Genomic DNA, 25,023 nt, shown 5'->3' on the forward strand with positions numbered 1-25,023 from the left:
CCCCACCGGACGGACGGCAGGGGCTTCGGGACACGATGGCCTGGATCTCGCAACTTCCTCAAATCCCGGTGCTGCCGCTCCGGCGCCGCTGCCCCCTCCGAAGTGAGGGGTCTGGCCTTACCGGTGCCGTGAGTGAGGGGTTTGGGGTACCGGTGCTGTGAGTGAGGAGTGTCGGCTTGGGCGCCGTCGGTGCTTGGACTGAGGAGCGAAGGAGCGCCAGCGGATGAGCGACGAGGGAAAGCACCGACCCGCAGGCGCCCAAGCCCGCGACGCCGCCAGGCGGCGCAAAAGAGACACAGCCCTGCGGCGCCGAAGGCGCCGCAAAAGCAAACACAACCGCCGCCCCGCGCTGCCCCCCGCAGGCGGAGCGGCGGCTGTGTCCTGGGTTGTGCCTCCCCGGGAGGAGGGGGAGGCACGGGGTGAGGTCAGGAGGTGCAGGCCTTGGCCAGCTTGGTGGTGGCCTCCTGGAGCTGCTTGGTCATCTCCTGCGCGGTGGTGGCGGCCCCGGCCGGGTCCTTGGGGTCGAGCTTGAAGTTGGCCCAGGTGGCGGAGAAGTCGTTGAGCGCGGAGGCGAGGTCCCCGTCGGTCTTGCCGGCGAGCTCCTTCAGGTCGGCCGACAGCTTCTGGCTGGCGTCGTTGAACTTGTTCAGGTCGGTGCCGGCGCTGGCCGTGGTGGTGGAGTAGTCCGTGAAGGCCTTGGTCCACGGCGCCTGGGCGCAGAACTCGGCGTTACCGGATCCCCCACAGGCGGCGGTGAAGGAGAGGAGTGCGGCTCCCGCGACGGTGGCGGCGATACGACGGGAGGAGAGGACGGAGAACATTTCTACCTTTCATTACTTCTTGTGACAGGCAGAACAGTAGGGGATCTCCTTGCGGCGCACTTTCATGCCGCTTACAGGTGGTGCTCATGTGACGCAGGGTGAAACCCGTCCGGGGGTGGGTAGAAGCGCGGCATGGCTGAGGCGACGATCGGTTCTGATACGGCCCAGCACTCGCTCAAGCGGGTGATCGGGCGCAGGGTCCTGTTGCTCTTCGTGGTCGGCGACATCCTCGGTGCGGGGATATACGCCCTGGTGGGAAAGGTAGCCGGATATGTCGGCGGCGCCCTGTGGCTGCCGTTCCTCGTCGCGTTCGTGCTGGCCGCGCTGACCGCGACGGCCTACGCCGAACTCGTCGGCAAGTATCCCCAGGCCGCGGGGGCCGCGCTGTACGCGAACAAGGCGTTCAACATCCCCTTCCTGACCTTCGTCGTGGCCTTCGCGGTGCTGATGAGCGGCATCACCTCGGCGAGCGCGGCGGCCCGGGCGTTCGGCGGCAAGTACCTCGGGGAGTTCGTCACCCTGCCGGTGGTGGCCGGAGCGTTCATTTTCCTGGCGCTGGTGACGCTGGTGAACCTCGCGGGCATCTCCGAGTCCATCAAGGTCAATGTGGTCCTGACCGTCATCGAGGCGCTCGGGCTCGTGGTCATCATCGTGATCGGGATCTACGCCCTGCTGGCCGGGGACGGCGAGCCCGCCAGGGCCCTGGAGTTCCATCCGGTGAACGGCGCCTTCCTCGGCGTTCTCGGGGGTACGGCTCTCGCCTTCTACGCGCTGCTCGGGTTCGAGGACTCGGTCAACCTGGCCGAGGAGTCGAAGGATCCGCAGCGTGACTTCCCCAGGGCGCTCTTCGGCGGCCTGGCCATAGCGGCGTTGATCTATCTGGCGGTCGCGTTCACCGCGACGATGCTGGTGGACACCGAGACGCTGACCACCTCGACGGGCCCGCTCCTTGAGGTCGTCAAGGTCGCGGGCTTCGCGTTCCCACCCAAGCTGTTCGCGCTGATCGCGCTGCTCGCGGTCGGCAACACGGCGCTGATCAACATGATCATGGCCTCACGCCTGGTGTACGGCATGGCCCGCGAGGGCATCGTGCCGAAGGTCTTCGCCTCGGTGCACGCGACCAGGGCGACGCCCTGGGTGGCCATCCTGTTCACCACCGCGATCGCGGTGGTTCTGGTCGCGACCGGCGACGTCGGGAATCTCGCCGACACGACGGTGCTGCTGCTGTTGCTGGTCTTCGCGCTCGTCAACGTGGCCGTGCTCGTCCTGCGCAGGGATCCCGTCGGCCACGACCACTACCGGGCACCCAGTTGGATGCCGGCGCTCGGCGCGGTTGTCTGTCTGGTGCTCGCGCTGCCCATCACGGGGCGCGGTGCCGACGTCTACGTGCGGGCGGGTCTCCTGCTCGCGGTCGGCGTGGTGCTCTGGTTCCTCAACAGGTTGTTCCTGTCAGAACGGGAGCGCTCGTCCTGAAGGGGTGCGCAGGTCGAGAGAGGCGGGCTGACGCGGCGGCCGGGGCCTTTGCGTGATTCTTACACGTTTCATGTCAGACTCCCTCTTTATTGGAGTTTGGGAGAGACTACGACATTTCAAGGACAATTTGGGGTGTCCCTGGGTGATCGAATCTGTTTCGGACCGCCCGGCGAGTGAAAACGGAGACCTCTCCGGATAATGAACGGGCCGGGAACGCCGACGTGACAGGGGATGTACGCGTCGGCTCCCGGCCCGAAGATCACGGCGAACCGCCAGGTAAAACTTGAAATCGGAAGGAACGGTGCTCAGCGTCTGAGCACGAAGTCGTCCTCGTCGTCACCGACCCCGACCGAGCCGACCGCCCACAGCGTGCCCGTGCTCGGCACCCGCGTGACCCCCGTCCTGGTGACGCGGTCACTGTCCTCGTACTGCTGGTCGGGACGGGGCATCCGCAGGAGCGGGCCGTACTCACGCGTCCACGTCGTGCCGTCGAAGTGGAGCAGGAGCGCCCGCCCCGGCTGGTCGGCGTCGATCCCGCTGATCCACAGGTCACCGGGGCCTGAGGCGGTGACGCCCTGCAGGGAGCCCCGGGCGACCGGCACCTCCGCCCTGGCCCACCGGGTCCCGTCCCAGCGCAGGACCAGCGGCCGCCCCCGCCTGATCCGCGCCCCGTCCCGTACGGCGTCGCCGGGCGCGACCTCCCCGACCGCCCACACGTCCGACGGGGAGACCTGCCAGATGCGCCGCAGTGTGCCCCCGGGGATCGCGGGGGTGGGCAGCCGCTCCCAGTGGTCCGGAGAGCCGTGCCAGACCAGCGGCGTGCCGTCCTTGGCCGCCCCGACCGCCCAGATGTGTCCCTGCCTGGCGGTGACCGCCTCGAAGGTGCCGCCGCTGCCGGTGAGCACGTTCTGGAAGGCGGTGCCGTCCCACCGGATCAGCACCCCGCCAGAGGGGCCGTTCCCGGTGAACCACGCCGTGCCACCGGTCGCGGCGACGTCCGTCAGCCGGTAGTCCTCCGCCACACCGAAGGGCCGCCGCGCCGTCCAGCGCCGTCCGTCCCAGCGCGCGGCGAACGCGTTCACCCCGTTGCCCGCGACCCAGACGTCCCCGGGACCGGCCACGCTGACGCCCGTCAGATGGTTGACGTCGCGGCCGGTCAGTCCGGCGACCTCGCGCCACCTCGTGCCGTCCCACCTGACGACCGCGGGAGTGCCCTCGCTGTCCTCGGCGCCCCTCTGATAGCCGACCGCCCACACCTCACGCGGCCCGGCCGCCGCCACGTCGAGCAGCGCCGAGCTTCCCACCAGCTCGGCGGGCCTGACGATCTTCCACGCGGAGGGGACCGGCGACGCCGTACGGCTCGGCGACGGGTGCCAGGACTGCCGGGACACCGTGGGGGACACGGTGGGGGACGCTGTGGGGGACGGGTCCGGCGGGTGCGCGCCGCACGAGGCCAGCAGGGACACTCCGGCGAGCACGAGCGTGACAGAGCGTAGATCTCCCATGCGGGCATCCTCCCCCAGAGTGCCTTCGGGCGGTGCCGATCCTGAATAGACCCGCCAGCCCTGGGCACCCTGACAGGACGAGCGGGGACGCGTTCTCCGCCGCCCAGGCCGGGGAACGGGGCATGTCACACGGGGGCGGCGGGGTCTTCGCCCGGTCAGCGTGGCCGCAGGGCTCGCTGAGGGGCCCGTTCCGTGTGAGACAGTTACACGGCTGGGAGAGGTTTGGTACAGAAGGTTGATCATGTTCGCGGGAAAAGAGCCGGAGCCGAGTTTCAGCGCCACGTCGGGACTGCACGGCACGACGCTCGTGGTGCGGGCCAGCGGGGAGCTTGACCACTACCACACGCCGCTGCTGCGCGCCGAGCTCGGCAGGGCGTGGGAGCTCCTGCAGTCGCCAACCCTCATCCTCGACCTGTCGGCCCTCACCTTCTGCGACTCCTCCGGCATCGGCGAACTCCTCCAGGCCCGTCACCAGGGCCAGATCGCGGGAGTACGGCTCATCCTCACCGGCGTCCAGGGAAACCTGGCCCGCAGGCTCAACCTCGCGGGACTGACCCAGGTCTTCGAGGTCTTCCCCTCCGTCGCCGACGCCCTCGAAGCCGCCTGATCCGTCCGGTGCGGGGCTCGTACGGCCCTGCCGGAGCTGCGTAGGGGTCGGTAGCGTCGATGTCGTGGCTGATGAGGGGGCCGGGAGCACCGGCAGGGTCGTGGTGCTGGTTCTGCCCGAGGTGAACCTGCTCGACCTGGCGGGTCCGGTGCAGGTGTTCGACGCCGCCGCGTGTCTCGGGGCGGGATACCGGATCGAGCACGTCGCCGACACCGAGCGGGTGGCGACCGCCCAGGGGGTGAGCCTCGCGGGGCTCGGTGCCCTGCCCGAGGTCGTGGCCGGTGATCTGGTGCTGGTCCCCGGCCCGAGGCTGCGTGAGCACCGCGAGCCGTACGTCTCGGAGACCGTGGTCGGCTGGCTGCGCGAGGCGGCTCACGCGGGGGCGCGCCTGGCGTCGGTCTGCACCGGCGCGGTCGCGCTCGGCGAGGCGGGCCTGTTGGACGGGCACCGCTGCACCACGCACTGGACACTGGTCGAGGCGATGCGTGCCAGATATCCGGCGGCCAGGGTGCAGGAGGCGGTGCTGTACGTCCACGACGGCCGGATCAGCACCAGCGCGGGCGTCTCGGCCGGGGTCGATCTGGCGCTGTCGCTGGTCGAACGCGACCACGGGCCCGCCCTGACCACTGCCGTCGCCCGCGAGCTGGTGGTCTACCTGCGCAGGGACGGCGCCGGGGAGCAGATCAGCCAGTTCCTGAAGCACAGGTCGCATCTGGACTCCGCGGTCCACCGGGTGCAGGACCACCTCGCGGGGAGCATCGACGCCGCGCACACCCTGGCCGAGCTGGCCGAGGTGGCGAACCTGTCCCCGAGGGGGCTCAGCCGGGCCTTCACCGCGGCGACCGGGATCACCCCGCTGGAGTACCGGCAGCGGCTGCGGCTCGAACGCGCGATGTCCCTGCTGTGCGAGACCAGCCTGCCGGTCGACGCCGTCGCCACTCGGTGCGGCTTCCGCGAGGGACGGCACTTCCGCCGCCTGTTCAAGGCGAGGTACGGCGGCCCGCCCTCGGAGTTCCGGCACCGAACCGGCTGACCTTCCACTCTTCTCGATCTTCCTCTCCACCCCAGGAGCTTTCGCATGCCTCCACGCGTCAGATTTGTCGTGCGCTTTGTCCTGTCCGTCATCCTTTGGGCTGTTCTCGTCGGCGCGGTCTGCATGGCCGGGGTCACGGTCTCCATGCGGGACAGCTATCCGGCGTCCCCGCGGGCCGTACCCGAGGAACCCTCGGTAGGGGAGGCGCCGCGGGGGCGGATCAAGGTCGCGGTCGTGGTCGGGATGAGTGGGTCCGTGACCACCGATGTGCTCGGGCCGTACGAGGTCTTCGCCCGTTCCGGCAGGTTCCTCGTCCAGACGGTCGCCGCGAGAAGGGAGCCGGTCCCGCTGTCCGGGGGACTGCACCTGCTGCCCGACCGCACGCTTGAGGAGACCGCCATCGGGGACGCGGCGCCCGACGTGGTCGTGGTCCCCGCCGTCGTCGATCCCGAGGGGGAGGCCGAGGCGCCGCTGCGCTCCTGGATCGCCCGTCAGGCCGCCGCGGGCGCCCGGATCCTGGGCGTCTGTGCCGGTTCCCGGCTGGTCGCGGCCAGCGGCCTGCTCAAGGGACGGGCGGCGACCTCGCACTGGGGTGTCATCGGACCCCTCCAGAGCGACTATCCGGACACCCGCTGGGTGCGGGGCAGGCGCTACGTCGAGGACGGCCCGGTCACCACGACCGCGGGGGTGACCTCCGGCATCGTCGGCGCGCTGCGGCTGGTCGAACGGCTCGCGGGGGAGGCGGAGGCCCGGCGGGTCGGCGCCGAGGTCGGCTATCCCGGCTGGTCGCCCGACGCCTCGACCGTGATCCCCGCCGACGAGGCGGCGCTGGCGGACCTGCCCTACGCGCTCAACGCCGCCTTCCCCTGGTTCCAGCCGGTCGTCGGCATCGGCCTGACTCCCGGGGTCGGCGAGATCGACGTCGCCGCGGCGTTCGAGGTCTACGCGGGCGGCTCGTTCGCGGCCAGGGCGGTCGCGCTCGCGGGCACCGGGACGGTCACCACCCGGCACGGCGCGACCTTCGTCGCCGATCTCGCCGACGGCACGGCTCCGGCCCTCGACCGGCTGGTCGTCCCCGGCGTCGGTACGGCGGGGCAGGTCGATCCCGCGCTCGTCCGCCTGGCGGCCGGACGCGGCCTGACCGTGGAGCTGCCGCACGCAGGACGCGGCGCCGCCGAGTCCGGGTTCGATCCGGTGCTGCGTGACCTGGCCGCCCACGCGGACGTGGCCACCGCCCGCGCGACCGCGAAGTACAACGAGTATCCCGTCGAACACCTCGCGCTGACCGGCCCAGCCTGGTCGTGGCGGCCGACCCTGCTGTTCCTGCTGACCGCCGTCGGCGCCGGACTCCTCACGTATGTCGCCGTTCCAGGTCGTCGTCGAGCGGCCTCACGTCGGCGCGTCGCCGAAGACGTCCCTTTGGGCGAGTGACAGCGCCGTGAACAGGGCGCCGTTGAGGATCGCGTTGCCCTCGACCGTGCCCGCGCGGACCTGGGTCGGCACCGGGGAGAGCGTGTCGAGGTGCTCGCCGACCCGCGCGGCCAGTTCCTCACCGCCGGAGCGGCCCGTCTCCCCGCCGAGGACCACGAGCCCGGGGTCCAGGACGGCGACCGCGGTGAAGGCCATCCTGGCGATCCTGGCGGCCAGGGTGTCCTGGTCGAGCTCGCTGACGGCCTTGGCGTCCAGCAGGTCGCAGAAGGACCCCTCGGGGAAGCCGAGCGGCGTGACCTCGCCCGCGCCGCCGGAGGCGCCCCTGCGCAGCCGCCCGCCGAGGGTGACCGCGGCGCCGACGGCGTCGTCGAGCCAGAGCAGCACGAAGTCCTCGCGGCCCTGCGCGGAACCGGCGCGGTGCTCGGCGACGGCGGCGAGGTTGACGTCGTTCTCCAGGCTGATCTGGGCGTCGATCCTGCGGCGCAGCGTCTGGAGCAGGTTCGGCTGCCAGCCGGGCACGCCGTTGTCCACGGCCAGCTCACCGCTGTGCGGGTTGACCATCCCCGGCGCGCCGAGGACGACCGCGTGCAGGCTCCTGGAACCGGCCGCCGTGGCGACGGTCTCGGCGATGACCCCGGCCAGGGGGGTGGCCGCCCTGGCGTGCTGGGGGTAGGTGGGCGAGGCCGTCCGGGGGCCGTCGGTGCCGATCTCCCGGCTCGCCGAGCCGACCGGTTCGCCCGTGATGTCGGCGACGGTCACGGTGACCGTGTCGCGCCGGATGTCGACCCCGGCCACGTGGGCGCGCCCGGCCACGATGCCGTACAGGCGGGCGTTCGGCCCCCGGCGTTCGCCGCCGCTCTTGCCGACGACCTCGATGAGCCCGTTCGTCTGCAGGCGTTCGATGAGGTCGGACACGGTCGGCCGGGACAGGCCCGTGAGCGCCCGTAACTGCGGGGCGGTCAGCGTTCCGTGTTCGAGCAGCAGGTCCAGGGCGAGGCGGTCGTTGATTGCCCTGGCCATCTGCGGAGTCGCGGTCCTCATTTATCCCCTTTTAATCAGGAAGCCTGCCTGTTAGTTTCTCACACCATGCGCAACGACAATCAACGCGCCCGCATCGCGGTCGCGGCGGTGTTCGCCGTCCACGGGGCGGTAGCGGGAAGCATGGCGACCCGCGTCCCGTGGCTGCAAGACCATCTGCGTCTCGATCCCGCCGCATTGGGAATCGCCCTGTTCTGCCCCGCCGTGGGGGCTTTCATTGCGATGCCGATGGCCGGCCGTGTCGTCCACCGGCTCGGCGGACGCGCCGCCACGAGACTGCTGCTCGCCCTGTGGTGCGCCGCCCTCGCCCTGCCCGCCCAGGCCCCAGGTTTCGCTTGGCTGTGCGCGATCTTCCTGGTGTACGGCGCGGCGGCGGGCACGTGCGACGTCATCATGAACGCCCAGGGGGTGACCGTCGAGCGGCGTCTCGGGCGATCGGTGATGTCGGGGCTGCACGGCATGTGGAGCGTCGGCGGACTGGTCGGCGCCGGGATCGGGGTCGCCGCCGCGCAGGCCGGGATCGACGCGCGCCTGCACCACGGGGCCGTCGCGCTCGTCCTGCTGGTCATCGGCCTCGTGACGAGCCGTGGCCTGCCCGACGCCAGGCCCGAGCCGGGTGAACAGGCACCACCCCGCTTCGCCGTACCCTCACGGGCCGTTCTGCTGATTGGCCTGGTCGGGTTCTGCGCGACCTTCGCCGAAGGGGCGAGCATGAACTGGTCCGCCGTCTACGTCAAGGAGGTCACCGGGGCGGGACCGGGCATGGCCGCGGCGGCCTACGCGATCTTCGCCATGGCCATGGCCGTGGTCCGGCTGGTGGGGGACCTGGTCGTCCAGCGGCTCGGGCCGGTCGCGACCGTGCGGGTGGGCGGCCTGCTCGCGGTCGCCGGTGGGGTGGTCATCGCCACGGCCCGCGCTCCGCTGCCGGGTGTCGCCGGGTTCGCGCTGTTCGGGCTGGGGATCGCCGTGGTCGTTCCGCTGACCTTCGCGGCCGGGGGCAGGGCCACCCCGGCGCCGAGCCAGGGCGTGGCGGGGGTGGCGACGATCACCTACCTGTCGGGCCTGCTGGCCCCCGCGGTGACCGGCTGGATCGCCCACCTGACCTCGCTGCCCGTCACCTTCGCCCTGCTGTCGGCGATCGTCCTGACAACCGTCCTCACCGCGGGCGCCCTACGTCCCCGGGCGAGCGTTCTGACGCCGGAATAGTCCGAAGTTGGTCAGGGTTGGCGGGGGTATGGAGTCGGTTGCGCGTGGGCGTGTTCGTGTGGAGCGGAGCGCGAAGAGGGTGCGGGTCTTCTTCGGGGGCAGGGCGGTGGCCGACACCGTCCGGGCCCTGCTGGTCTGGGAGGTTCCCTACTACCCGACCTACTACTTCCCCCGGCGGGACGTCGCCGTCGAGCTGGAGCCCAACGGCAGAGGTCAGCACTCGCCGAGCCGGGGTGAGGCGGTGCTGTACGACGTGGCGGGGGTCGAGGACGCGGCTCTCTCCTATCCGGACTCGCCGATCGAGGAGCTGCGCGACCACGTGCGCTTCGAGTGGGAGGCGGCCGACGCCTGGTTCGAGGAGGACGAGGAGGTCTACGTCCATCCCCGCGACCCCCACACCCGGGTCGACGTCCTGCCGTCCTCGCGGCACGTGCGCGTCGAGGTGGACGGCGTCGTCGTCGCCGACTCGCACCACCCGAGGATCCTGTTCGAGACGGGCCTGCCGCCGCGCTACTACCTGCCGAAGACCGACGTCCGGCTCGACCTCCTCGTCCCCACCGAGACCGTGACCCGCTGCCCGTACAAGGGGACGGCGGAGTACTGGAGCGTCAACGGCCACCCCGACCTGGCATGGTCCTACCGGACCCCACTTGAGGAGAGCGGACGCGTCGCCGGACTCGTCGCGTTCTACGACGAGAAGGTGGACGTCTACGTGGACGGTGTTCTCCAGGAACGCCCGAAGACGAAGTTCGCCTGATCAGGCAGGACTCCTCGAAGTCCTCAGCCGAGGTGAACCGCTCGGGGAAGGCTCCGGTCGCGGGGGAACTCGGCGTCGTCGTCCCAGTCGGACGCCGAGAGCAGGAACTGTCCGAAGTCGGAGACCTCGTCCCCGGGGTGAGGGCGTTCGCTGATGACAACCTCCCCTGGACGATCTGTCGAATTCACACGTTATCCGCTTCGGGTCAGACGGAGGCGGGTTCTGGCTGGGGGGTGGTGGCGCTGCGGCGGGGGCGCTCGCGCAGGATGGTCCTGAGCACGCGCAGCCCGTCCCGTACGGCGTGCAGGTTGCTGGCGCCGTGGATGCGGCTGCGCTCGTGGCTGGGCACCTCCCTGATCACGAGCCCGGCCCTGGCGGCGCGCACGTTCATCAGCGTCTCGATCTCGAAGCCGTCGCAGTCGAGGGCCAGGACGTCGAGGTGGCGGGCCCAGAAGGCGTTGTAGCCGTAGCACAGGTCGGTGTAGCGGGTGCCGTGGAGCCGGTTGGTGAGCAGCGTGAGGACGCGGTTGCCCAGGGAGCGGGTCCTGCTGATGTCGTCGGAGCCGCCGCCGGGGATGTAGCGGGAACCCTTGGCGAAGTCGGCGCCCTCGGTCAGGGCGGTCACGAAGGCGGCGATCTCCCGCCCGTCCGTCGAACCGTCGGCGTCGATCATGACGATGATGTCGCCCGTCGCGGCGGCGAACCCCTCGGTGAGGGCGTTGCCCTTGCCCCTGCCGGTCTGCGTCACGACACGCAGTTCCGGGCGGAGCCTCCTGGCGACGGCGACCGTGTCGTCCGTCGAGTTGCCGTCCACAAGGATGACCTCGTCCACCCAGCCTGGCAGCGTCGCGAAGACGTGCGGCAGGTTGGCGGCCTCGTTCATGGCCGGCACGACCACGCTGACACGGACGGAGAAGAGAACGCTGCTCATGGCCGCAAGGATGACTTGGCGCTCCTGCAGGTCACTTGAAGTTCCCTTGAAAGCGGGGTTCAAAAAAGGAGAAATTTCCCTTGAAAGGAGCTCCAAAGGGGAAGGAGCGACGCGCTCCGCGGCCGTGGTCCGCCGCTGCGACGCGGGGCGGCCGCCGGAGGGCGGCGGTCATAGGGGACGGAAGGGGTCAGAAGGGGAGAGCTTTGCCCGACGGGGTGCGCAGGTCGAGCGGAACGGGCTCACGCGGGGGCCTGGGACGCTGGATGAGGTGGATCCTTTTCACGATCCCGCTCCTTTCTGGGCTTGATCATCGGGTGTTACCCATGTGGAGCCCAAGAATCACCTATCGGCGGATCACATGGAGCACGCTGGCCACACGCTCCGCCGCCGTCGCGACGTCCTCGGCCTGTCCGATACGTCCGGCCCACGAGAGCCAGAACCACCATTCGCCGTCCTCGTCGTGGGTGGCGAGGACGTCCTCGGTCATGGTCGGGGCCATCGGGTTGACCACGTGGAGGCGGGGATCCGGCCCGTGGGACGACCTCAGGTGCACCTGGAAGGAATGGGCCTCCAGTTGGGAGGCGAGCCGGCGCAGATGGTCGACGGCCTCGCCGCGCTTTGCCGTCATGTGGATCACTCCTGGCGGACGGTGTTGGCTTTAATGTGCAGCGTGCGGTTTGACGGCATGTGAGGCAATCGGCCCCCGGACCGGATCGGTGCCGGATCAGTGGAATGTCCAGGAAAGTTGTCGCTGTTCCGTGCGTAAACCGCGAATAAAGGGAATGCAATGCAGGAGCATGCTTACGCTGTGCTTCGCTCTCGTTAATCTTGTGTAAACAGCGACGGGGAGGGCGCCGTGGCCCGAGGTGAACATTCTCCCGCGTGTGCGCGCCGCTGGCGTGAGCAGGCCGGCGCTGAACAGTGGACGCCCTGGCAGACGGCACAGGCGATCCACGGCTGCTGCGGGGTCAGCCTTCTGAAGGGCCACCGCCTGGCCAGGGGGTGGTCGGCCAGGCAGGCCGTACAGGAACTTGAGGAGATGTGCCTGCGCCAGGACCTGGGGGAGGCCCGGGCCAACATCGACCTCCTCAACGCCTGGGAGAACAAGCGGGCCCGGCCCCGCCCGCAGACCATCGACCTGCTGGCACGTCTCTACCGGGCCAACGCCGTACGGCTCGGCCTGGCGGGGGACTACTGCGACGACGAGGGCGAGGCCAGGGTCGTCGTGCTCTCCGGCGGCGAGGGGCGTCAGCCGTACCGGGCGGAGGAGCGGGGTCAGGGCGACGGCGGGAGCGACATGGAGCGGCGCGCGCTGTTCCACCACGCGCTGCTCGGTTCCCGGTTCGTGATGAACGGGCGGCTGCTGGCCGAGGTCGAGCGGACCCGCCAGGAGCTCGACCGCACCCTCGCCCGCGCCACCGTCTCCGAGGACCAGCTCGACGCGCTCGACGAGCAGGTGCTGCGCTACCGCCGTGAGTACATCACCAGTGCCCCGCTGCCGATGCTCTACCGGCTGATGCTCGAACTGTGCGACGTGCGCGCGCTCGCCGCCGCCCGCCAGCCCGCGATGGCCCAGCGCCGCCTGCTCAGCGCCACGGTGATGCTCGCGCTGCTGTCGGCGGACGCGCTGATGAAACTCGGCGACACCCGTCAGGCCCACGCGTGGTACGGCACGGCGCGCACCGCCTCCGACGACATGGGTGACCTGCGGCTCCGTGCCCTGGTCAGGGCGCAGCAGGCGATGCTGCCCTACTACTACGGCGACCTCGCCGAGACCGTACGGCTGGCCAGGGAGGCCAGGATGCTCGCGGGGAGCGCGCCGAGTTCTCCGGCGGCCCTCGGGGCGGCGGCCGAGGCGCGGGCGCTGGCCAGGCTCGGCGAGCACAAGGCCGCGAGGGCGGCGCTGGCCGAGGCCGAGCGGATCTTCGCCAGGATGCCTCCCGAGGGCCACGACCACCTGGCCTTCCGCTTCTCCGAGCGGCGCCTGCAGTTCTACCGGATCGGCACGCTGATCGAGCTGGGGGAGGAGGTCAACTGGACCCCCGGTCCCTCGGGGGCCTACACCATCGACCCGGTGCTGCTCCTGCTCGACCAGGCCGCGCACATGGCCCGGGGAGGCAAGGCGGACGACGCCTGCCACCTCGCGGAGAAGGCCCTGCTCCAGGTGCCGCCGGAGCACCGCACCTCCATCGTGCTCAGCCGCGCCAGGGCCGTACTGTCCGAGGTGCCGGAGAGCAGACGCAGAGCCGCGGCGGTGCGCCGACTGGCCGACCTGCTCGTCGATCCCCTGCCGGTGAGCTGATGGGACCGCTCGCGGAGGGGGCGTTCCGAGTCCTGCGCGAGGTTTGCGAGGATCTCGGGATCGACCACCGGGACGCCGAACTCCTGCGGGTGCGCAGCAACGCCGTCTTCAAGCTGCGCAGCAGGATCGTGGTCAGGATCGCCACCGCGCCGAACGCGCGGACCAGGCTGCCGCTGGTGCTCGCGGTCGCCCGCTGGCTCGCCCAGCAGGGATTTCCCGCGGTGCGCCCGGCCGACGAGATCTCCGACCAGCCCGTGACCCACGAGGGCAGGGTCGTGACCTTCTGGCACTACGTGCCCGCCAGCGGCCAGCCGACGACCACCGAGCTGGGGGAGATCCTGCGCAGCCTGCACCTGCTGCCGGTACCCCCGGTCGCGCTGAAGCGCTTCGCCGACCCGCTGGCCGAGCTGCGGGGGACCGTGGACGGCTCGGCGGTGCTCACCCCCTGCCAGCGGGCCTGGCTGCGCGACCGGATCGCGGAGCTGTCCGAGCGCTGGGCCGAGCTGGACATGGACGGCTCGCCGGTGCTGCTGCACGGGGACGCCTGGATCGACAACCTGCTGCGCTGCACCGACGGGCACGTGGTGCTGTGCGACTGGGACGGCGTCGCGGTCGGCCCCCGCGAGTGGGACCTGGTGCACACCTACCACGGGCAGCGCAGGTTCGGGCTGAGCGCGGCCGACGTGGACGCCTTCGCCGACGCCTACGGCAGTGACCTGCGCTCGTGGCCGGGCTACTCGACGCTCATGGAGATCCGCGACGTGTACGCCGTGGGCATCCACATCCGCAACGCCGGGGCCGATCCCTTCTCCCGCAACGAGCTGCCCCGCAGGCTCGACTCCCTCACCCGAGGTGAGCAACACACCCGGTGGTACATGTCGGAACCGGCTACTGTCTCCCCCTAAAGATCATGATTTGGGGGACATGTCATGCCGAAAGTCACGCTGCATCACACCTTCCATGTGCGTAACACCCCGGGGGCACTCCAGGCGCACCTGAGCCAGCCGCAGAGCTACGTGGGGCTCTCTCCGCTGGTGGTCGCGGTCAGGGACGTCAGCACGGTGGACGGGGAGACGCGTTACGTCTCGGTCGAGCGCCTCAGGCTCCTGGGCCTCGTGAGGTACGAGAGCCTGGTCAAGGTGACGCTCAGGAGCACACCGGAGACGGTCGAGGGGGAGGCCACGGCGCCGGGCGGGGTCAGGCTCGGCTACCGGTTCACCCTGCGGGAGCGGGACGGCGGCACCGAGGTCGAGGACAGGCTCGTGGTGCAGTCCTGGAACCGCACGCTGCTCGGCCGGGCGGCGAGGAGGGCACGCGAGGCGCAGCTCGCGCGCGCCGGGGTCCTCGCCGCACGCCTGGGCTGAGCCGCCGCAGGACGTGCGGGGACGCGGGGGTCAGCGGGTGCCGCGACGGCCCGGGCCGGAGAATTTCAGGGTGTTCGTCCAGGAGATGCCCGGTTCGACCGTGCCGGGGGCGGTGCCCGCGCGCTCTCCCGCCGCCTGTCCCGTGCCGGGCGTGAGCGCCGAGGCGGGCAGGGGCGCGAACGCCGTGAGGGCGACGCCCAGCGCGGCGGCGGCGGACAGGGCCAGGGTGGGTCTGTTCCCGGGATTCATCATGACTCCATAAAAATGGTCCGAAGGTGGAAAAGCGCCACGGCGGGGTGCCGGGCGCGAGTTCATTACTCCCCCCATGCCTTTCCTGGTAAACGACGACCAGCCCGTATCAATGTTCGAGTAAAGTGCCGCAATCGACACGAAAAATAATGATATTTCGTGGCTTTTGGTGATGTCTCGCTCTTTTTCAACCGACGTCCCCATGCTCACCGGCCACACCCCTCCTTTTTCCCGGTACGGCCCCGCCCTCGGTGTGGCGGGGCCGTACTCCCAGGAGGGAGGGCCGGAGTTGACAGCGGGATACGGGCGTCCGTCAAGCATTGGGGGCGGGCGCTCTAATGCCTTACGGAGCATGCCGCCGGGAATTTGTGGCTTTCGCCTGGTGCGCCGGGTGGGCACGCCTGACCGGCGGCGGGCGGGGGCGCCAGTACCTTTCAGGCATGACCACCATCGCTGTAACAGGAGCAACCGGCAGGCTCGGCGGGCGCGTCGCCGCCAGGCTCGCCGCCGCGGGAACCCACCAGAGGCTCGTCGTCCGCGACCCCGCCCGCGCGCCCAAGCTGGACGGGGCCGAGATCGCGCGGGCCGACTTCTCCGACGGGGAGGCCGCGCGCCGGGCCCTTGAGGGGATCGAGACCCTGCTCATGGTCTCGGCCTCCGAGGCCGCCGACCGCGTCGAGCAGCACCGGACCTTCGTGGACGCCGCGGTGGCCGCGGGCGTCGCCCACCTGGTGTACGTCTCCTTCTACGGGGCCGCCCCCGACGCCACGTTCACCCTCGCCCGGGACCACTGGGCGACCGAGGAGCACATCCGGGCCACGGGGGTGCCGTTCACGTTCCTGCGGGACAACATGTACGCCGACCTGCTGCCCCTGATGGCCGGGCAGGACGGTGTCCTGCGCGGTCCCGCCGACGACGGGCGGGTGTCGGTCGTGGCGATCGACGACATCGCCGACGTCGCCGTCACGGTCCTCGGCTCGCCCGGTGAGCACGTGGGCGCGACCTACGACCTGACCGGTCCCGAGGCGATCACCCTCGACGAGGTCGCCGCGATCATCAGCGAGGTCACCGGACGCCACGTCACCTACCACCGGGAGACGGTCGAGGAGGCCTACGGATCCAGGGAGCACTACGGCGCCCCCGACTGGGAGGTGGACGCGTGGGTCTCGACCTACACGGCCATCGCGAAGGGGGAACTGGCCGGGATCAGCGACGCCGTACCGCGTCTGACGGGTCACCCCGCGACCCCGCTGGCCGTCGCGCTCGCCCGCTGAGCGGTCCACCGGCGGGAGGGAACCCCCTCCCGCCGCATCGCCAGGCCGACCGAGCCACTGCCCGCCCTCGCCGTACGGCCGCCCGCCTCCGGCGACCGGTGAAAGGAACCCCGTGATCCCCCTCGAACCGACCCCGATCCACGTGCCCGACCAGATCCTGGACGACCTGAGAGTACGGCTCAGCCTGACCAGGCCGCCGATCGAGGAGGACGACGACTGGTCCTACGGCGTTCCGCGCGGTTATCTGGGCGAGCTGGTCGCCTACTGGCGTGAGGAGTACGACTGGCGCAGGGCAGAGGCCGCGATCAACGCCTACGAGCACTACCGGGTGAGCGTGGACGGCGTCCCGGTGCACTTCATGCGCAGGGCGGGGGTGGGTCCCAGGCCCGTCCCGCTGATCCTCACCCACGGCTGGCCGTGGACGTTCTGGCACTGGTCGAAGGTCGTGGACCCGCTCGCCGATCCCGCGTCCTTCGGCGGTGACCCGGAGGACGCCTTCGACGTCATCGTGCCCTCCCTGCCGGGATTCGGGTTCTCCGGACCGCTCACGGGCCGTCACGACCTCAACTTCTGGAAGGTCGCCGACCTGTGGCACCGCCTCATGACCGACGTCCTCGGCCACCCGAGATACGCCGCGGGCGGGTGCGACATCGGCGCCCTGGTCTGTGGGCAGCTCGGCCACAAGTACGCCGGCGAGCTGTACGGCATCCACATCGGCTCGGGACAGAAGCTCACCCTCTTCAACGGCGACCGCGCCTGGGACCTCGCCCAGGGCGCGCCCATCCCCGAGGGGGCGCCCGACGCCGTCCGGGAGCGGATCCTCGCCCTCGACCGGCGCTTCGCGGTGCACCTGGCCGCGCACATGCTCGACTGCGGCACCCTCGCCCACGCGCTGAGCGACTCACCGGCCGGGCTGCTGGCCTGGCTGCTCGAACGCTGGGCCTCCTGGAGCGACAACGGCGGCGACGTCGAGACCGTCTTCGACAGGGACGACCTGATCACGCACGCGATGATCTACTGGGTCAACAACGCAGTCGGCGCCTCGATGCGCTACTACGCCAACGCCAACCGCGACCCCTGGACGCCCTCCCACGACCGTCGGCCCGTCGTCGAGGCCCCGACCGGCATCACCTTCGTCGGCCACGAGAACCCGCCCGGCGTCACCACCGACGGACGGGTGCGCAGCTTCCTCGACGGTGACCGGGCGGGCTGGTACAACCACGTCAACCTCACCGCCCACGACCGGGGCGGCCACTTCATCCCGTGGGAGATCCCCGACGCCTGGGTGGACGACCTGCGCCGCACCTTCCGCGACCGCAGGTGACGGTACGGCTCAGCCCTCGATCAGCGCCATGCTGGGGTAGCGGTCCCCCCTGACGCTGTCCGGCGGCACGGCGGCGTCGAGCGCGGCGAGCTGGTCGGCGGTCAGGGTGACGTCGGCCGCCGCGGCGTTCTCCTCCAGATAGCGCAGCCGCTTGGTGCCGGGGATGGGGACGACGTCCTCGCCCCTGGTCAGCAGCCACGCCAGGGCGAGCTGGGCCGGGGTGCAGCCGACCTCCTCGGCGATCCCGCGGACCTCGGTGACCAGTTCCTCGTTGTGCGAGCCGTTCTCCCCGGCGAAGCGCGGAAGATTCTTACGGAAGTCGTCGTCGGGGAGCCGGTCGCCGGTGCCGAGAGTGCCGCCGAGCAGGCCCCTGCTGATCGGGGAGTAGGCGACGAGCGCGACGCCGAGTTCCCTGGCTGTGGGGAGGATCTCCGCCTCAAGGCCCCGGGTGAACAGCGAGTACTCGCTCTGCAGCGCGGTGACCGGATGCGTGGCGTGCGCCCTCCTGAGGGTGTCCGCGCTCACCTCGGACAGGCCGATCGTACCGATCTTGCCCTGCGCGACCAGCTCGGCCATCGCGCCGACGGTCTCCTCGATCGGCACCTGGGGGTCGCGGCGGTGCAGGTAGTACAGGTCGATGTGGTCGACGCCCAGCCGCCTGAGCGAGGCCTCGGCCGCCTGCCTGACGTAGCCGGGGCTGCCGTCCACCCCGCGCTCCTCGCCCTCGCCCCTGACGATGCCGAACTTGGTGGCCAGCACCACCTCGTCCCTGCGGTCCCTGATCGCCCGGCCGACCAGCTCCTCGTTGCGGCCCCTGCCGTACATGTCGGCGGTGTCGAGGAAGTCGACGCCCAGGTCGAGGGCGCGGTGGATGACCGCGATCGACTCGGAGTCGTCGGCCTGACCGTAGAATTCCGACATTCCCATGCAGCCGAGCCCGATGGCCGAGACCTCCGGGCCACCGCGACCAAGACGACGTCTGTTCATGCGACCGATCCTGTCTCTTCGAGCGCGCTCTAAGTCAAGCCGAGCCGGGACGACCCCACCCTGGAAAGGGCTACCCTGAGGGGGCTTACCCCACCTTCGGTGGTTTTCTCCCAGCTCAGCGCCCTGTGGTGGCATACGTCCCCCTGAGGCCAGCCCCACCCGGGGCCGGGACCCCTCCGGGACGGGTCAGGGATCACTGGGGATCGTCTCCGGTACTGCGCGAGGAGGCCGGTCGCCAGGGTTGAACCCATGGCACGACAGGGTTCGAAGATGCTGGTGGGCGGCTACACGGCGATCGGCGCCGGGGCCGTGACGATGACGGGACTGCACCTGGTCACCGGGCTCGATCCGGTGCACACGGTGATCAGCGAGTACGCCTTCCAGCCCGACGGCTGGCTGCTGCCCGTCTCCCTCGGCCTCTTCGCCACCGCCGCGACGACCTTCGGCGTCCTGCTCGCCCGGCGCGGTGAGGACCGAGGGGCCGCGACGCTGGTCGCCGTCTGGGGGCTGTGCATGCTGCTGATCGGCGCCTTCCCCACGGACAAGCCCGGGGTGCCGCTGTCGATGTCCGGTGGCATCCACCGGTACGCGGCGTTCGTGGCCTTCCTGGCGATGCCGCTCGCGGGTCTGATCCTGTCCAGGAGATACGCGACGAACCCCTACGCCCGCCCGGTCCGGCTGCTGAGCCTGGCCTCGCTGGGCGTGCTGGTCCTGGTCGTGGCCCCCTATGTCGTACGGATGCTCGGCATCGACCTGACCAACGACGACATCCCGGCCGGGGTGACCCAGCGGCTGGTCGTGGCCTTCGAGGTCGGGGTGCTCGTGATGCTCGGCCCGGTGCTGCGGGCCTGCCATGGGCGCGCCGCCGTACCGGACGATCGGGCGCGGGCCGTCGCGATGGTGCGATGACCCGGGTGGTTGACCTGGGATTCAGCGGAAAATATGTGTTTTGTCGCTCGCCTGCCGTACGCTCCCCGGAAAATCGCTCGACCGGATCGATGAGAGGTGTGGCATGGCGGCGCGGAGCACGTACCTGGAGCTGTCCGAGGACGGTGGAGGCTCCCACAAGTTCTACGAGGTCGTGCAGGACGGGCTGCGGGTGAGCATCAGCTACGGCCGGATCGGCGACTCGGGGCAGACGAAGGTCTCCTCCTTCGCCACCGAGGAGAAGGCCGCGGCCGCGGCGGCCAAGAAGATCGCGGAGAAGGTCAGGAAGGGCTACGCCCCGGCGGTGCGGGGGGTGCGCCAGCGCCGCTCGGTCACCAGGCGCAGCGTGGAGAGCGTCCGCTCGACCGCCTCCCAGGCCCCGGTGCTGTGGCGCTTCGCCAGCGGCGCGGCGGCCTTCGGCATCTTCGTCGACTCCGAGCGCTGCTGGGTCGGCAACCAGAACGGCGACGTCTACACCGTCACCCACGAGGGCACGGTCACCGGCCGCTTCCGGCTGCCCGACGGGGTGAAGTGCATCGTCGCCGACGACTTCTGGATCTACGCGGGCGCCGACGACGGCAAGGTCTACGACCTCAGCGGGAAGGTGCCCAGGGTCGCCTACGAGATCGCCGACGACGTGGACATCTACTGGCTGGACATCCACGACGGCGTGCTCGGCGTCTCGGACAGGGCGGGCCGGATCACCACGATCGACCACGAGGACGAGTTCCAGTGGGCGCGCAAGGGCCAGGGGGAGTACGCCTGGATGGTCCGCTGCGACGACGACGCCGTCTACCACGGCCACTCGACCGGGGTCGCCCGCTACGACGCCGCCGACGGCAAGCCGGTCTGGGAGAGCGGGGTCGCGGGCGCGGTGCTGTTCGGCTGGCAGGAGGCCGACTCGGTCTACGCGGGCACCGGCAGGGGCACCGTGCACCGGCTCGCCAAGGCGGACGGCAGGACCGAGGCGGTCTACCGCTGCGACGCCACCGTCTTCTCCTGCGCGACCGCCCCCGGCGGCAGGTACGTCTTCGCCGGGGACAACCACTCCTCGATCTACTGCTTCGACCAGAGCGGCGAGCGGCTGTGGAAGCTGGGCACGGGCTGCGGCTCGGCCTTCTCCATGCAGTATCTCGACGACCGCCTCTACATCGTGACCACCGACGGCACCCTGGCCTGCATCGACGCCACCGAGGAGGCGATCAGGGCCGCCCAGGCGGGCACCGTCCCCCAGGCGCTCGACGTCAAGGCCGCCGCGAGCCTGACCGCGGTCGAGCCGGTCGCGACGCTGGAGACCGTGGTGTTCGACACCGTCGCGGCCAGCGGGGACGGCGTGGTCGTCGAGTGCTTCAGGGAGGGGGACAGGCTCCGGGTGCGGGTCGTCAGCGAGGGCTACGACCCGCGCTGGAACGTGCAGTTCCCCAAGGAGGTGCGCGAGGCGGGCGTGCGCTACCTCGTCGAGGGCGTCCGCCAGTCGGCGCGCGGCGGCTTCTACCGCGCCTACGGCGACATCAGGCGCCTGCTCTGACCCACCCGCGGGTCCGGTGACCTCCCACCGGACCCGCCGTCTTGTACGGCTAACGCCCCGAACCGGGGTTGCCGAGACCGGCGCGGCGCAGGGCGTCGGCCATCGCGCCACCGGGAGCGTTCCGCTGGCCGCCACGCTCCTGCCGCTGCCTGCCGCTCTCCCGGTTGTTGCCCCGGTTCTCCCTGCCGCCCTGGCCCCGGGAGCCACCCTTGGCGGGCTCGTCGTCCAGACGCAGGGTGAGCGAGATGCGCTTGCGCGGGATGTCCACGTCGAGCACCTTCACCCGGACGATGTCGCCGGGCTTGACCACCTCGCGCGGGTCCCTGACGAAGTTGTGCGACAGCGCCGAGACGTGCACCAGACCGTCCTGGTGCACCCCGACGTCCACGAACGCGCCGAAGGCCGCGACGTTGGTGACGACGCCTTCGAGCAGCATGCCGGGAGTCAGGTCCGACAGCTTCTCCACGCCCTCCTTGAACGTCGCGGTCTTGAACGCCGGACGCGGGTCGCGGCCCGGCTTCTCCAGCTCGGCCAGGATGTCGGTGACGGTCGGCAGGCCGAAGGTCTCGTCCACGAAGTCCTGCGGCTTCAGCGAGCGCAGCGCGGAGCCGTTGCCGATCAGCCGGGTGAGGTCGCCGCCGGTCGCCGACAGGATGCGCCGTACGACCGGATAGGCCTCGGGGTGCACGCTCGACGCGTCGAGCGGGTCGTCGCCACCGGGGATGCGCAGGAAGCCCGCGCACTGCTCGAACGCCTTGGGGCCGAGCCTGGCGACGTCCTTGAGGGCCTTGCGGGAGCGGAACGGGCCGTTGGCGTCGCGGTGCTGGACGATGTTGTCCGCCAGCGTCGAACCGATGCCGGAGACCCGGGTCAGCAGTGGGGCCGAGGCGGTGTTGACGTCCACGCCGACCGCGTTCACGCAGTCTTCGACCACCGCGTCGAGCGAGCGGGAGAGCTTGGTCTCGGCGAGGTCGTGCTGGTACTGCCCGACGCCGATCGACTTGGGGTCGATCTTGACCAGCTCGGCCAGCGGGTCCTGCAGGCGGCGCGCGATCGAGACGGCGCCGCGCAGCGAGACGTCCAGGCCGGGAAGCTCCTGGGAGGCGAAGGCCGAGGCGGAGTAGACCGAGGCCCCGGCCTCGGAGACCACGATCTTGGTCAGCCCGGGCACCAGCCGTACCAGCTCGCCCGCGAGTTTGTCGGTCTCGCGGGAGGCGGTGCCGTTGCCGATGGCGACCAGCTCGACATTGTGCCGCTTGGCCAGCGTGGCGAGCGTGGCCAGGGACTCGTCCCAGCGCCTGCGCGGCTCGTGGGGGTAGATCGTGTCGGTGGCCAGCACCTTGCCGGTCGCGTCGACCACCGCGACCTTGACGCCGGTGCGCAGGCCGGGGTCCAGGCCCATGGTGGCGCGGCTGCCCGCGGGGGCGGCCAGCAGCAGGTCACGCAGGTTGGCGGCGAAGACGCGCACAGCCTCGTCCTCGGCCGCCTGCCACAGGCGCATCCGCAGGTCGATGCCCAGGTGCACGAGGATGCGGGTGCGCCAGGCCCAGCGGACGGTGTCGGCCAGCCACTTGTCAGCGGGCCTGCCCTGGTCGGAGATGCCGAAGCGGTGCGCGACGCGCCCCTCGTAGGTGCCGGTCGGCTCGGGCTCCGGTTCGAGGGTGAGGGTGAGCGCCTCCTCCTTCTCGCCGCGGAACATCGCCAGGGTCCGGTGGGAGGGAAGCTTGGTGAACGGCTCGGCGAAGTCGAAGTAGTCGGAGAACTTCGCGCCCTCCTCCTCCTTGCCCTCGCGGACCGCCGCGACCAGACGTCCCTTGGACCACATCCGCTCGCGCAGCTCGCCGACCAGGTCGGCGTCCTCGCTGAAGCGCTCGACCAGGATCGCCCGCGCCCCGTCGAGCGCCGCGGCGGCGTCGGCGACACCCTCGCCGACGAACGCGGCCGCGGCCGCCTGCGGATCGACGGACGGGTCGGACAGCAGCCCGTCGGCGAGCGGTTCGAGCCCGGCCTCCCTGGCGATCTGCGCCTTGGTGCGCCGCTTGGGCTTGAAGGGCAGGTAGATGTCCTCAAGGCGGGCCTTGGAGTCGGCCGCCGCGATCTGCGCCGCCAGGGCGTCGTCGAGCTTGCCCTGGGAGCGGATCGACTCCAGGATCGCGGCACGCCGTTCCTCAAGCTCACGCAGGTACCGAAGCCGCTCCTCAAGCGTGCGCAGCTGCGCGTCGTCGAGCGTCCCGGTGACCTCCTTGCGGTAGCGGGCGATGAACGGCACGGTGGCCCCGCCGTCGAGCAGCTCGACCGCCGCCTGCACCTGCCGCTCGCGCACCCCAAGCTCTTCGGCGATCCGCTGATGAATAGACGTCGTCACGATCTCTCTTCCCTTGTGATGGCAGCCACCAAGCTACCGCGTGGCAGGCGGCGCCGACCTCGGGGAAGGAGAGATGGACGAGGCGGTCAGGGCAGGGTGCGATCCCGGAGGAAAGAGGTCAGCCGCGTCCACTCGACGGTCGCCGCCGCCGCGTTCCCACCGGGCGTCCCGGTCACCCAGTGGGCGAGCTGGGGCCGTTCCCTGCTGTCCTGGACGACCCAGGTCACCCCGGTGTCGACGCCGTCGCGCAGCAGCCGGGCGACCCCGGCGCTGTCCACGTCCACCCGCCACGTCGCGAGCCCTCCCGCGCCGCCGAGCGGGTGGACCCGCTCCCAGACGGACGAGCCCTTGCGCATCGTCCAGACCCCGCCGCGCTGCACGGTCAGCATCAGCCGTCTGGCGCCATTGGCCACCTTCGCGCCGAGACAGACCCCGGCGCCGGTGCGCGGGTCGAGCGCGCTGTCGTCGTCAACCCGCCCCCTGAACTCCAGCGTGAAGTCACACCCCCTGGACACGTCGAGGGGACGCCAGGCGTGGGACGGCACCGGGCCGGTGCTCCTGAGGCGGATCACGCCCGCGTCGTTCCGCGCCCCGCCGGTGAGCGTCCAGGTGCCGGTGAGCAGGTCGTCGCCCGCGAAGGGGCGGGAGATGTCGAGTTTGGCCACCTTGATGTTGGTCTGGTTGTGTTCCCAGACCACCACGAACCGGCCGGGCTCGTACTCGTCGGCGCTGGGGTAGACGTCCCACCCCCTGGCCGCGCCCCTGGTCAGCCTGGGGCCGTCGGCGAAGAGCCGCCCCGGCTCCCACGGCCGCCCTGGCCGCCTGACCTTGTAGTGCAGCACCTCGCGGTACTGGTCGGGCTTGGTGGCCGAGGCGCCGAGGAACGGCCCGGCGAAGGTGTTGTAGATCGCGAGGTGACGGCCCGCCGAGTCGCCGTGGAAGAACGTCTTGACGTAGTAGTTGGGCAGTTCGCGGTCCAGCCTCATCGGCGACCACGTCAGCCCGCCGTCCCGGCTCGTCGCGGTCGCGCAGTAGGCGGCGTTGGCCCGGTAGTGCGCGTCCCGCTCGGCGGGGGTGGTCCCCCCGGTCAGGTCGAGGGTCCTGGTCACCATCACGATCGTGCCCGGCTCGTCCTGGGAGGGGGCGATCTGCGGCTCCTCGACCGCGACGCCGGGCGGGTTGTCGGCCAGGCCACCGGAGGTCCAGGTGACCAGGTCCGTCGAACGCAGCACCCCCGCCCTGGTCGCGGTCCCCACCCTCCGCCAGTACGGCACCAGCCACACCCCGTCGTGTCTGAGCGGCTTACCGGCGACGACCACACCCCGGGCGTTGCCGGGCACGTCCACGACGATCGGGAAGTCCGCCCAGGTCACGCCGCCGTCGAGGCTCCGCTTCGCCGTCATCGCGACGGGGAAGCCGTCGAGGTCGCCCGAGGCGTCACGGTCCTCGGCGACCGTGATCCTCCCGAGCAGCGCGTACAGCGCGTCCCCGTCCTTAAGGAAGATCACGTAGTGGTAGCGGTGGGTCGCGGTCGCCGGGGCCAGTGTGCCGACCGTCCAGGTCGTCCCGCCGTCCACGGACCTGGCGTACATGATGGAGCCCTGGTCGGTCGGCGCCGGGTCGCGGGAGTCGCCGAGCCCGGCCCGCCAGGCGACCACCAGCCGCCGGGCGTCGAGCGCGACGACGTCGGGGACCCGGTTGCCCTCGTGTGCCAGCTCCCCGTCCGGGGTCCGCGCTGCGGTGCCGTACACGATGACGGGGGTGGTGACGTCCGATCCGACGGCGTCGGTCTCAGGCCAGGGCATGGAGCACAGCGAACAGGTGCCGGATGGCCGCGGGGTTGCCCGGGGGTTAAGGGGCGGTGTCGTGTCCTTCTTGACGCCGGTCCGCGCCTTCGGTGA

The 25,023-nt window shown here is 71.0% G+C and carries 23 protein-coding genes; 13 read left to right on the forward strand and 10 right to left on the reverse strand.

The window, feature by feature from the left end; translation table 11 throughout:
- Window positions 1-425 precede the first annotated feature (425 nt).
- On the reverse strand, window positions 426-821 hold the full coding sequence (locus FHS44_RS35590; RefSeq protein WP_184723614.1) for a DUF8711 family protein: 396 nt from the start codon (window positions 819-821) through the stop codon (window positions 426-428).
- 132 nt (window positions 822-953) lie between these two features.
- Here FHS44_RS35590 and FHS44_RS35595 point away from each other — a divergent pair, with 132 nt between their 5' ends.
- A complete protein-coding gene (locus FHS44_RS35595) occupies window positions 954-2,294 on the forward strand; it encodes an APC family permease (RefSeq protein ID WP_184723617.1) in 1,341 nt (446 codons plus the stop codon).
- A gap of 305 nt (window positions 2,295-2,599) precedes the next feature.
- Here the strand turns inward: FHS44_RS35595 and FHS44_RS35600 are convergent, their stop codons facing one another.
- A complete protein-coding gene (locus FHS44_RS35600; protein WP_184723620.1) occupies window positions 2,600-3,799 on the reverse strand; it encodes a hypothetical protein in 1,200 nt (399 codons plus the stop codon).
- A gap of 241 nt (window positions 3,800-4,040) precedes the next feature.
- Between FHS44_RS35600 and FHS44_RS35605 the strand changes: the two genes are divergently transcribed.
- The 3 genes from FHS44_RS35605 (at window position 4,041) to FHS44_RS35615 (ending at window position 6,870) form a co-directional block, all read left to right on the forward strand.
- A complete protein-coding gene (locus FHS44_RS35605) occupies window positions 4,041-4,406 on the forward strand; it encodes an STAS domain-containing protein (protein WP_184723622.1) in 366 nt (121 codons plus the stop codon).
- Between the two features lie 64 nt (window positions 4,407-4,470).
- Entirely contained in the window at window positions 4,471-5,439 is a 969-nt protein-coding gene (locus FHS44_RS35610) for a GlxA family transcriptional regulator (protein WP_184723625.1), read from the forward strand.
- 45 nt (window positions 5,440-5,484) lie between these two features.
- Entirely contained in the window at window positions 5,485-6,870 is a 1,386-nt protein-coding gene (locus FHS44_RS35615; RefSeq protein ID WP_184723628.1) for a DJ-1/PfpI family protein, read from the forward strand.
- Here FHS44_RS35615 and FHS44_RS35620 read toward each other — a convergent pair.
- Window positions 6,829-7,911 carry an ROK family transcriptional regulator gene (locus tag FHS44_RS35620; RefSeq protein ID WP_184723631.1) on the reverse strand — a complete coding sequence of 361 codons (1,083 nt, stop codon included), beginning with the start codon at window positions 7,909-7,911 and terminating at the stop codon, window positions 6,829-6,831. The two genes, FHS44_RS35615 and FHS44_RS35620, sit on opposite strands and share 42 nt — an antisense overlap.
- A 45-nt stretch (window positions 7,912-7,956) precedes the next feature.
- On the opposite strand from FHS44_RS35620, the gene FHS44_RS35625 reads away from it, so the two are divergent.
- Window positions 7,957-9,114, forward strand: a complete 1,158-nt coding sequence (locus tag FHS44_RS35625; protein WP_184723634.1) for an MFS transporter — start codon at window positions 7,957-7,959, stop codon at window positions 9,112-9,114.
- A 58-nt stretch (window positions 9,115-9,172) separates the two neighbouring features.
- Complete coding sequence (locus FHS44_RS35630; RefSeq protein WP_312863950.1) at window positions 9,173-9,871, forward strand: DUF427 domain-containing protein; 699 nt, start codon at window positions 9,173-9,175, stop codon at window positions 9,869-9,871.
- Between the two features lie 23 nt (window positions 9,872-9,894).
- Here the strand turns inward: FHS44_RS35630 and FHS44_RS35635 are convergent, their stop codons facing one another.
- The 3 genes from FHS44_RS35635 to FHS44_RS35645 all read right to left on the reverse strand — a co-directional run bounded on the left by FHS44_RS35635 (window position 9,895) and on the right by FHS44_RS35645 (window position 11,430).
- Window positions 9,895-10,059, reverse strand: a complete 165-nt coding sequence (locus tag FHS44_RS35635; protein ID WP_184723640.1) for a hypothetical protein — start codon at window positions 10,057-10,059, stop codon at window positions 9,895-9,897.
- Between the two features lie 17 nt (window positions 10,060-10,076).
- Window positions 10,077-10,802 (reverse strand): glycosyltransferase family 2 protein, encoded by a 726-nt coding sequence (locus FHS44_RS35640; protein ID WP_184723643.1) that lies wholly within the window; start codon window positions 10,800-10,802, stop codon window positions 10,077-10,079.
- A 343-nt stretch (window positions 10,803-11,145) separates the two neighbouring features.
- Window positions 11,146-11,430, reverse strand: a complete 285-nt coding sequence (locus FHS44_RS35645; RefSeq protein ID WP_184723646.1) for a hypothetical protein — start codon at window positions 11,428-11,430, stop codon at window positions 11,146-11,148.
- A 228-nt stretch (window positions 11,431-11,658) separates the two neighbouring features.
- Here FHS44_RS35645 and FHS44_RS35650 point away from each other — a divergent pair, with 228 nt between their 5' ends.
- Genes FHS44_RS35650 through FHS44_RS35660 form a run of 3 tightly spaced genes read left to right on the forward strand, consistent with a single transcriptional unit; the run spans window position 11,659 to window position 14,468 of the window.
- Complete coding sequence (locus FHS44_RS35650; protein WP_184723648.1) at window positions 11,659-13,104, forward strand: NsdA family TPR-like regulatory protein; 1,446 nt, start codon at window positions 11,659-11,661, stop codon at window positions 13,102-13,104.
- Window positions 13,104-14,009 carry a phosphotransferase enzyme family protein gene (locus tag FHS44_RS35655; protein ID WP_246436580.1) on the forward strand — a complete coding sequence of 302 codons (906 nt, stop codon included), beginning with the start codon at window positions 13,104-13,106 and terminating at the stop codon, window positions 14,007-14,009. The genes FHS44_RS35650 and FHS44_RS35655 overlap by 1 nt, the downstream gene beginning before the upstream one ends.
- A 24-nt stretch (window positions 14,010-14,033) precedes the next feature.
- A complete protein-coding gene (locus FHS44_RS35660) occupies window positions 14,034-14,468 on the forward strand; it encodes an SRPBCC family protein (RefSeq protein ID WP_184723651.1) in 435 nt (144 codons plus the stop codon).
- Between the two features lie 30 nt (window positions 14,469-14,498).
- On the opposite strand, the gene FHS44_RS35665 is transcribed toward FHS44_RS35660, so the two are convergent.
- Window positions 14,499-14,720 (reverse strand): hypothetical protein, encoded by a 222-nt coding sequence (locus tag FHS44_RS35665; RefSeq protein WP_184723654.1) that lies wholly within the window; start codon window positions 14,718-14,720, stop codon window positions 14,499-14,501.
- 437 nt (window positions 14,721-15,157) lie between these two features.
- Between FHS44_RS35665 and FHS44_RS35670 the strand changes: the two genes are divergently transcribed.
- A complete protein-coding gene (locus tag FHS44_RS35670) occupies window positions 15,158-15,991 on the forward strand; it encodes an SDR family oxidoreductase (protein ID WP_184723657.1) in 834 nt (277 codons plus the stop codon).
- A gap of 112 nt (window positions 15,992-16,103) precedes the next feature.
- Window positions 16,104-17,315, forward strand: a complete 1,212-nt coding sequence (locus FHS44_RS35675; RefSeq protein WP_184723660.1) for an epoxide hydrolase family protein — start codon at window positions 16,104-16,106, stop codon at window positions 17,313-17,315.
- A 9-nt stretch (window positions 17,316-17,324) separates the two neighbouring features.
- On the opposite strand, the gene FHS44_RS35680 is transcribed toward FHS44_RS35675, so the two are convergent.
- Window positions 17,325-18,302: an aldo/keto reductase gene (locus FHS44_RS35680; RefSeq protein ID WP_184723663.1), complete on the reverse strand. Its 978-nt coding sequence runs from the start codon at window positions 18,300-18,302 to the stop codon at window positions 17,325-17,327.
- Window positions 18,303-18,551: 249 nt separating this feature from the next.
- Here FHS44_RS35680 and FHS44_RS35685 point away from each other — a divergent pair, with 249 nt between their 5' ends.
- Together FHS44_RS35685 and FHS44_RS35690 are read left to right on the forward strand one after the other, a co-directional pair.
- The gene (locus tag FHS44_RS35685; protein WP_184723666.1) at window positions 18,552-19,211 is read left to right on the forward strand and encodes a DUF998 domain-containing protein; all 660 of its coding nucleotides are present in this window, start codon (window positions 18,552-18,554) and stop codon (window positions 19,209-19,211) included.
- 103 nt (window positions 19,212-19,314) lie between these two features.
- Window positions 19,315-20,757 carry a WGR domain-containing protein gene (locus FHS44_RS35690; protein ID WP_184723669.1) on the forward strand — a complete coding sequence of 481 codons (1,443 nt, stop codon included), beginning with the start codon at window positions 19,315-19,317 and terminating at the stop codon, window positions 20,755-20,757.
- Window positions 20,758-20,806: 49 nt separating this feature from the next.
- On the opposite strand, the gene FHS44_RS35695 is transcribed toward FHS44_RS35690, so the two are convergent.
- Both FHS44_RS35695 and FHS44_RS35700 read right to left on the reverse strand, forming a co-directional pair.
- Window positions 20,807-23,122 carry a Tex family protein gene (locus FHS44_RS35695; protein ID WP_184723672.1) on the reverse strand — a complete coding sequence of 772 codons (2,316 nt, stop codon included), beginning with the start codon at window positions 23,120-23,122 and terminating at the stop codon, window positions 20,807-20,809.
- An 86-nt stretch (window positions 23,123-23,208) separates the two neighbouring features.
- Complete coding sequence (locus tag FHS44_RS35700) at window positions 23,209-24,927, reverse strand: sialidase family protein (protein WP_184723675.1); 1,719 nt, start codon at window positions 24,925-24,927, stop codon at window positions 23,209-23,211.
- Between the last annotated feature and the right edge of the window lie 96 nt (window positions 24,928-25,023).

Source organism: Streptosporangium saharense (assembly GCF_014203715.1).
Taxonomy (GTDB): domain Bacteria; phylum Actinomycetota; class Actinomycetes; order Streptosporangiales; family Streptosporangiaceae; genus Streptosporangium; species Streptosporangium saharense.

Bases quoted from the DNA above. Each gene is read 5' to 3' on its own strand.
- FHS44_RS35645 (WP_184723646.1), bottom strand. From the start codon at position 11,430: ATGACGGCAAAGCGCGGCGAGGCCGTCGACCATCTGCGCCGGCTCGCC.
- FHS44_RS35605 (WP_184723622.1), top strand. From the start codon at position 4,041: ATGTTCGCGGGAAAAGAGCCGGAGCCGAGTTTCAGCGCCACGTCGGGA.
- FHS44_RS35655 (WP_246436580.1), top strand. From the start codon at position 13,104: ATGGGACCGCTCGCGGAGGGGGCGTTCCGAGTCCTGCGCGAGGTTTGC.
- FHS44_RS35600 (WP_184723620.1), bottom strand. From the start codon at position 3,799: ATGGGAGATCTACGCTCTGTCACGCTCGTGCTCGCCGGAGTGTCCCTG.
- FHS44_RS35665 (WP_184723654.1), bottom strand. From the start codon at position 14,720: ATGATGAATCCCGGGAACAGACCCACCCTGGCCCTGTCCGCCGCCGCC.
- FHS44_RS35680 (WP_184723663.1), bottom strand. From the start codon at position 18,302: ATGAACAGACGTCGTCTTGGTCGCGGTGGCCCGGAGGTCTCGGCCATC.
- FHS44_RS35625 (WP_184723634.1), top strand. From the start codon at position 7,957: ATGCGCAACGACAATCAACGCGCCCGCATCGCGGTCGCGGCGGTGTTC.
- FHS44_RS35690 (WP_184723669.1), top strand. From the start codon at position 19,315: ATGGCGGCGCGGAGCACGTACCTGGAGCTGTCCGAGGACGGTGGAGGC.
- FHS44_RS35620 (WP_184723631.1), bottom strand. From the start codon at position 7,911: ATGAGGACCGCGACTCCGCAGATGGCCAGGGCAATCAACGACCGCCTC.
- FHS44_RS35615 (WP_184723628.1), top strand. From the start codon at position 5,485: ATGCCTCCACGCGTCAGATTTGTCGTGCGCTTTGTCCTGTCCGTCATC.
- FHS44_RS35670 (WP_184723657.1), top strand. From the start codon at position 15,158: ATGACCACCATCGCTGTAACAGGAGCAACCGGCAGGCTCGGCGGGCGC.
- FHS44_RS35700 (WP_184723675.1), bottom strand. From the start codon at position 24,927: ATGCCCTGGCCTGAGACCGACGCCGTCGGATCGGACGTCACCACCCCC.
- FHS44_RS35685 (WP_184723666.1), top strand. From the start codon at position 18,552: ATGGCACGACAGGGTTCGAAGATGCTGGTGGGCGGCTACACGGCGATC.
- FHS44_RS35660 (WP_184723651.1), top strand. From the start codon at position 14,034: ATGCCGAAAGTCACGCTGCATCACACCTTCCATGTGCGTAACACCCCG.
- FHS44_RS35640 (WP_184723643.1), bottom strand. From the start codon at position 10,802: ATGAGCAGCGTTCTCTTCTCCGTCCGTGTCAGCGTGGTCGTGCCGGCC.
- FHS44_RS35590 (WP_184723614.1), bottom strand. From the start codon at position 821: ATGTTCTCCGTCCTCTCCTCCCGTCGTATCGCCGCCACCGTCGCGGGA.
- FHS44_RS35595 (WP_184723617.1), top strand. From the start codon at position 954: ATGGCTGAGGCGACGATCGGTTCTGATACGGCCCAGCACTCGCTCAAG.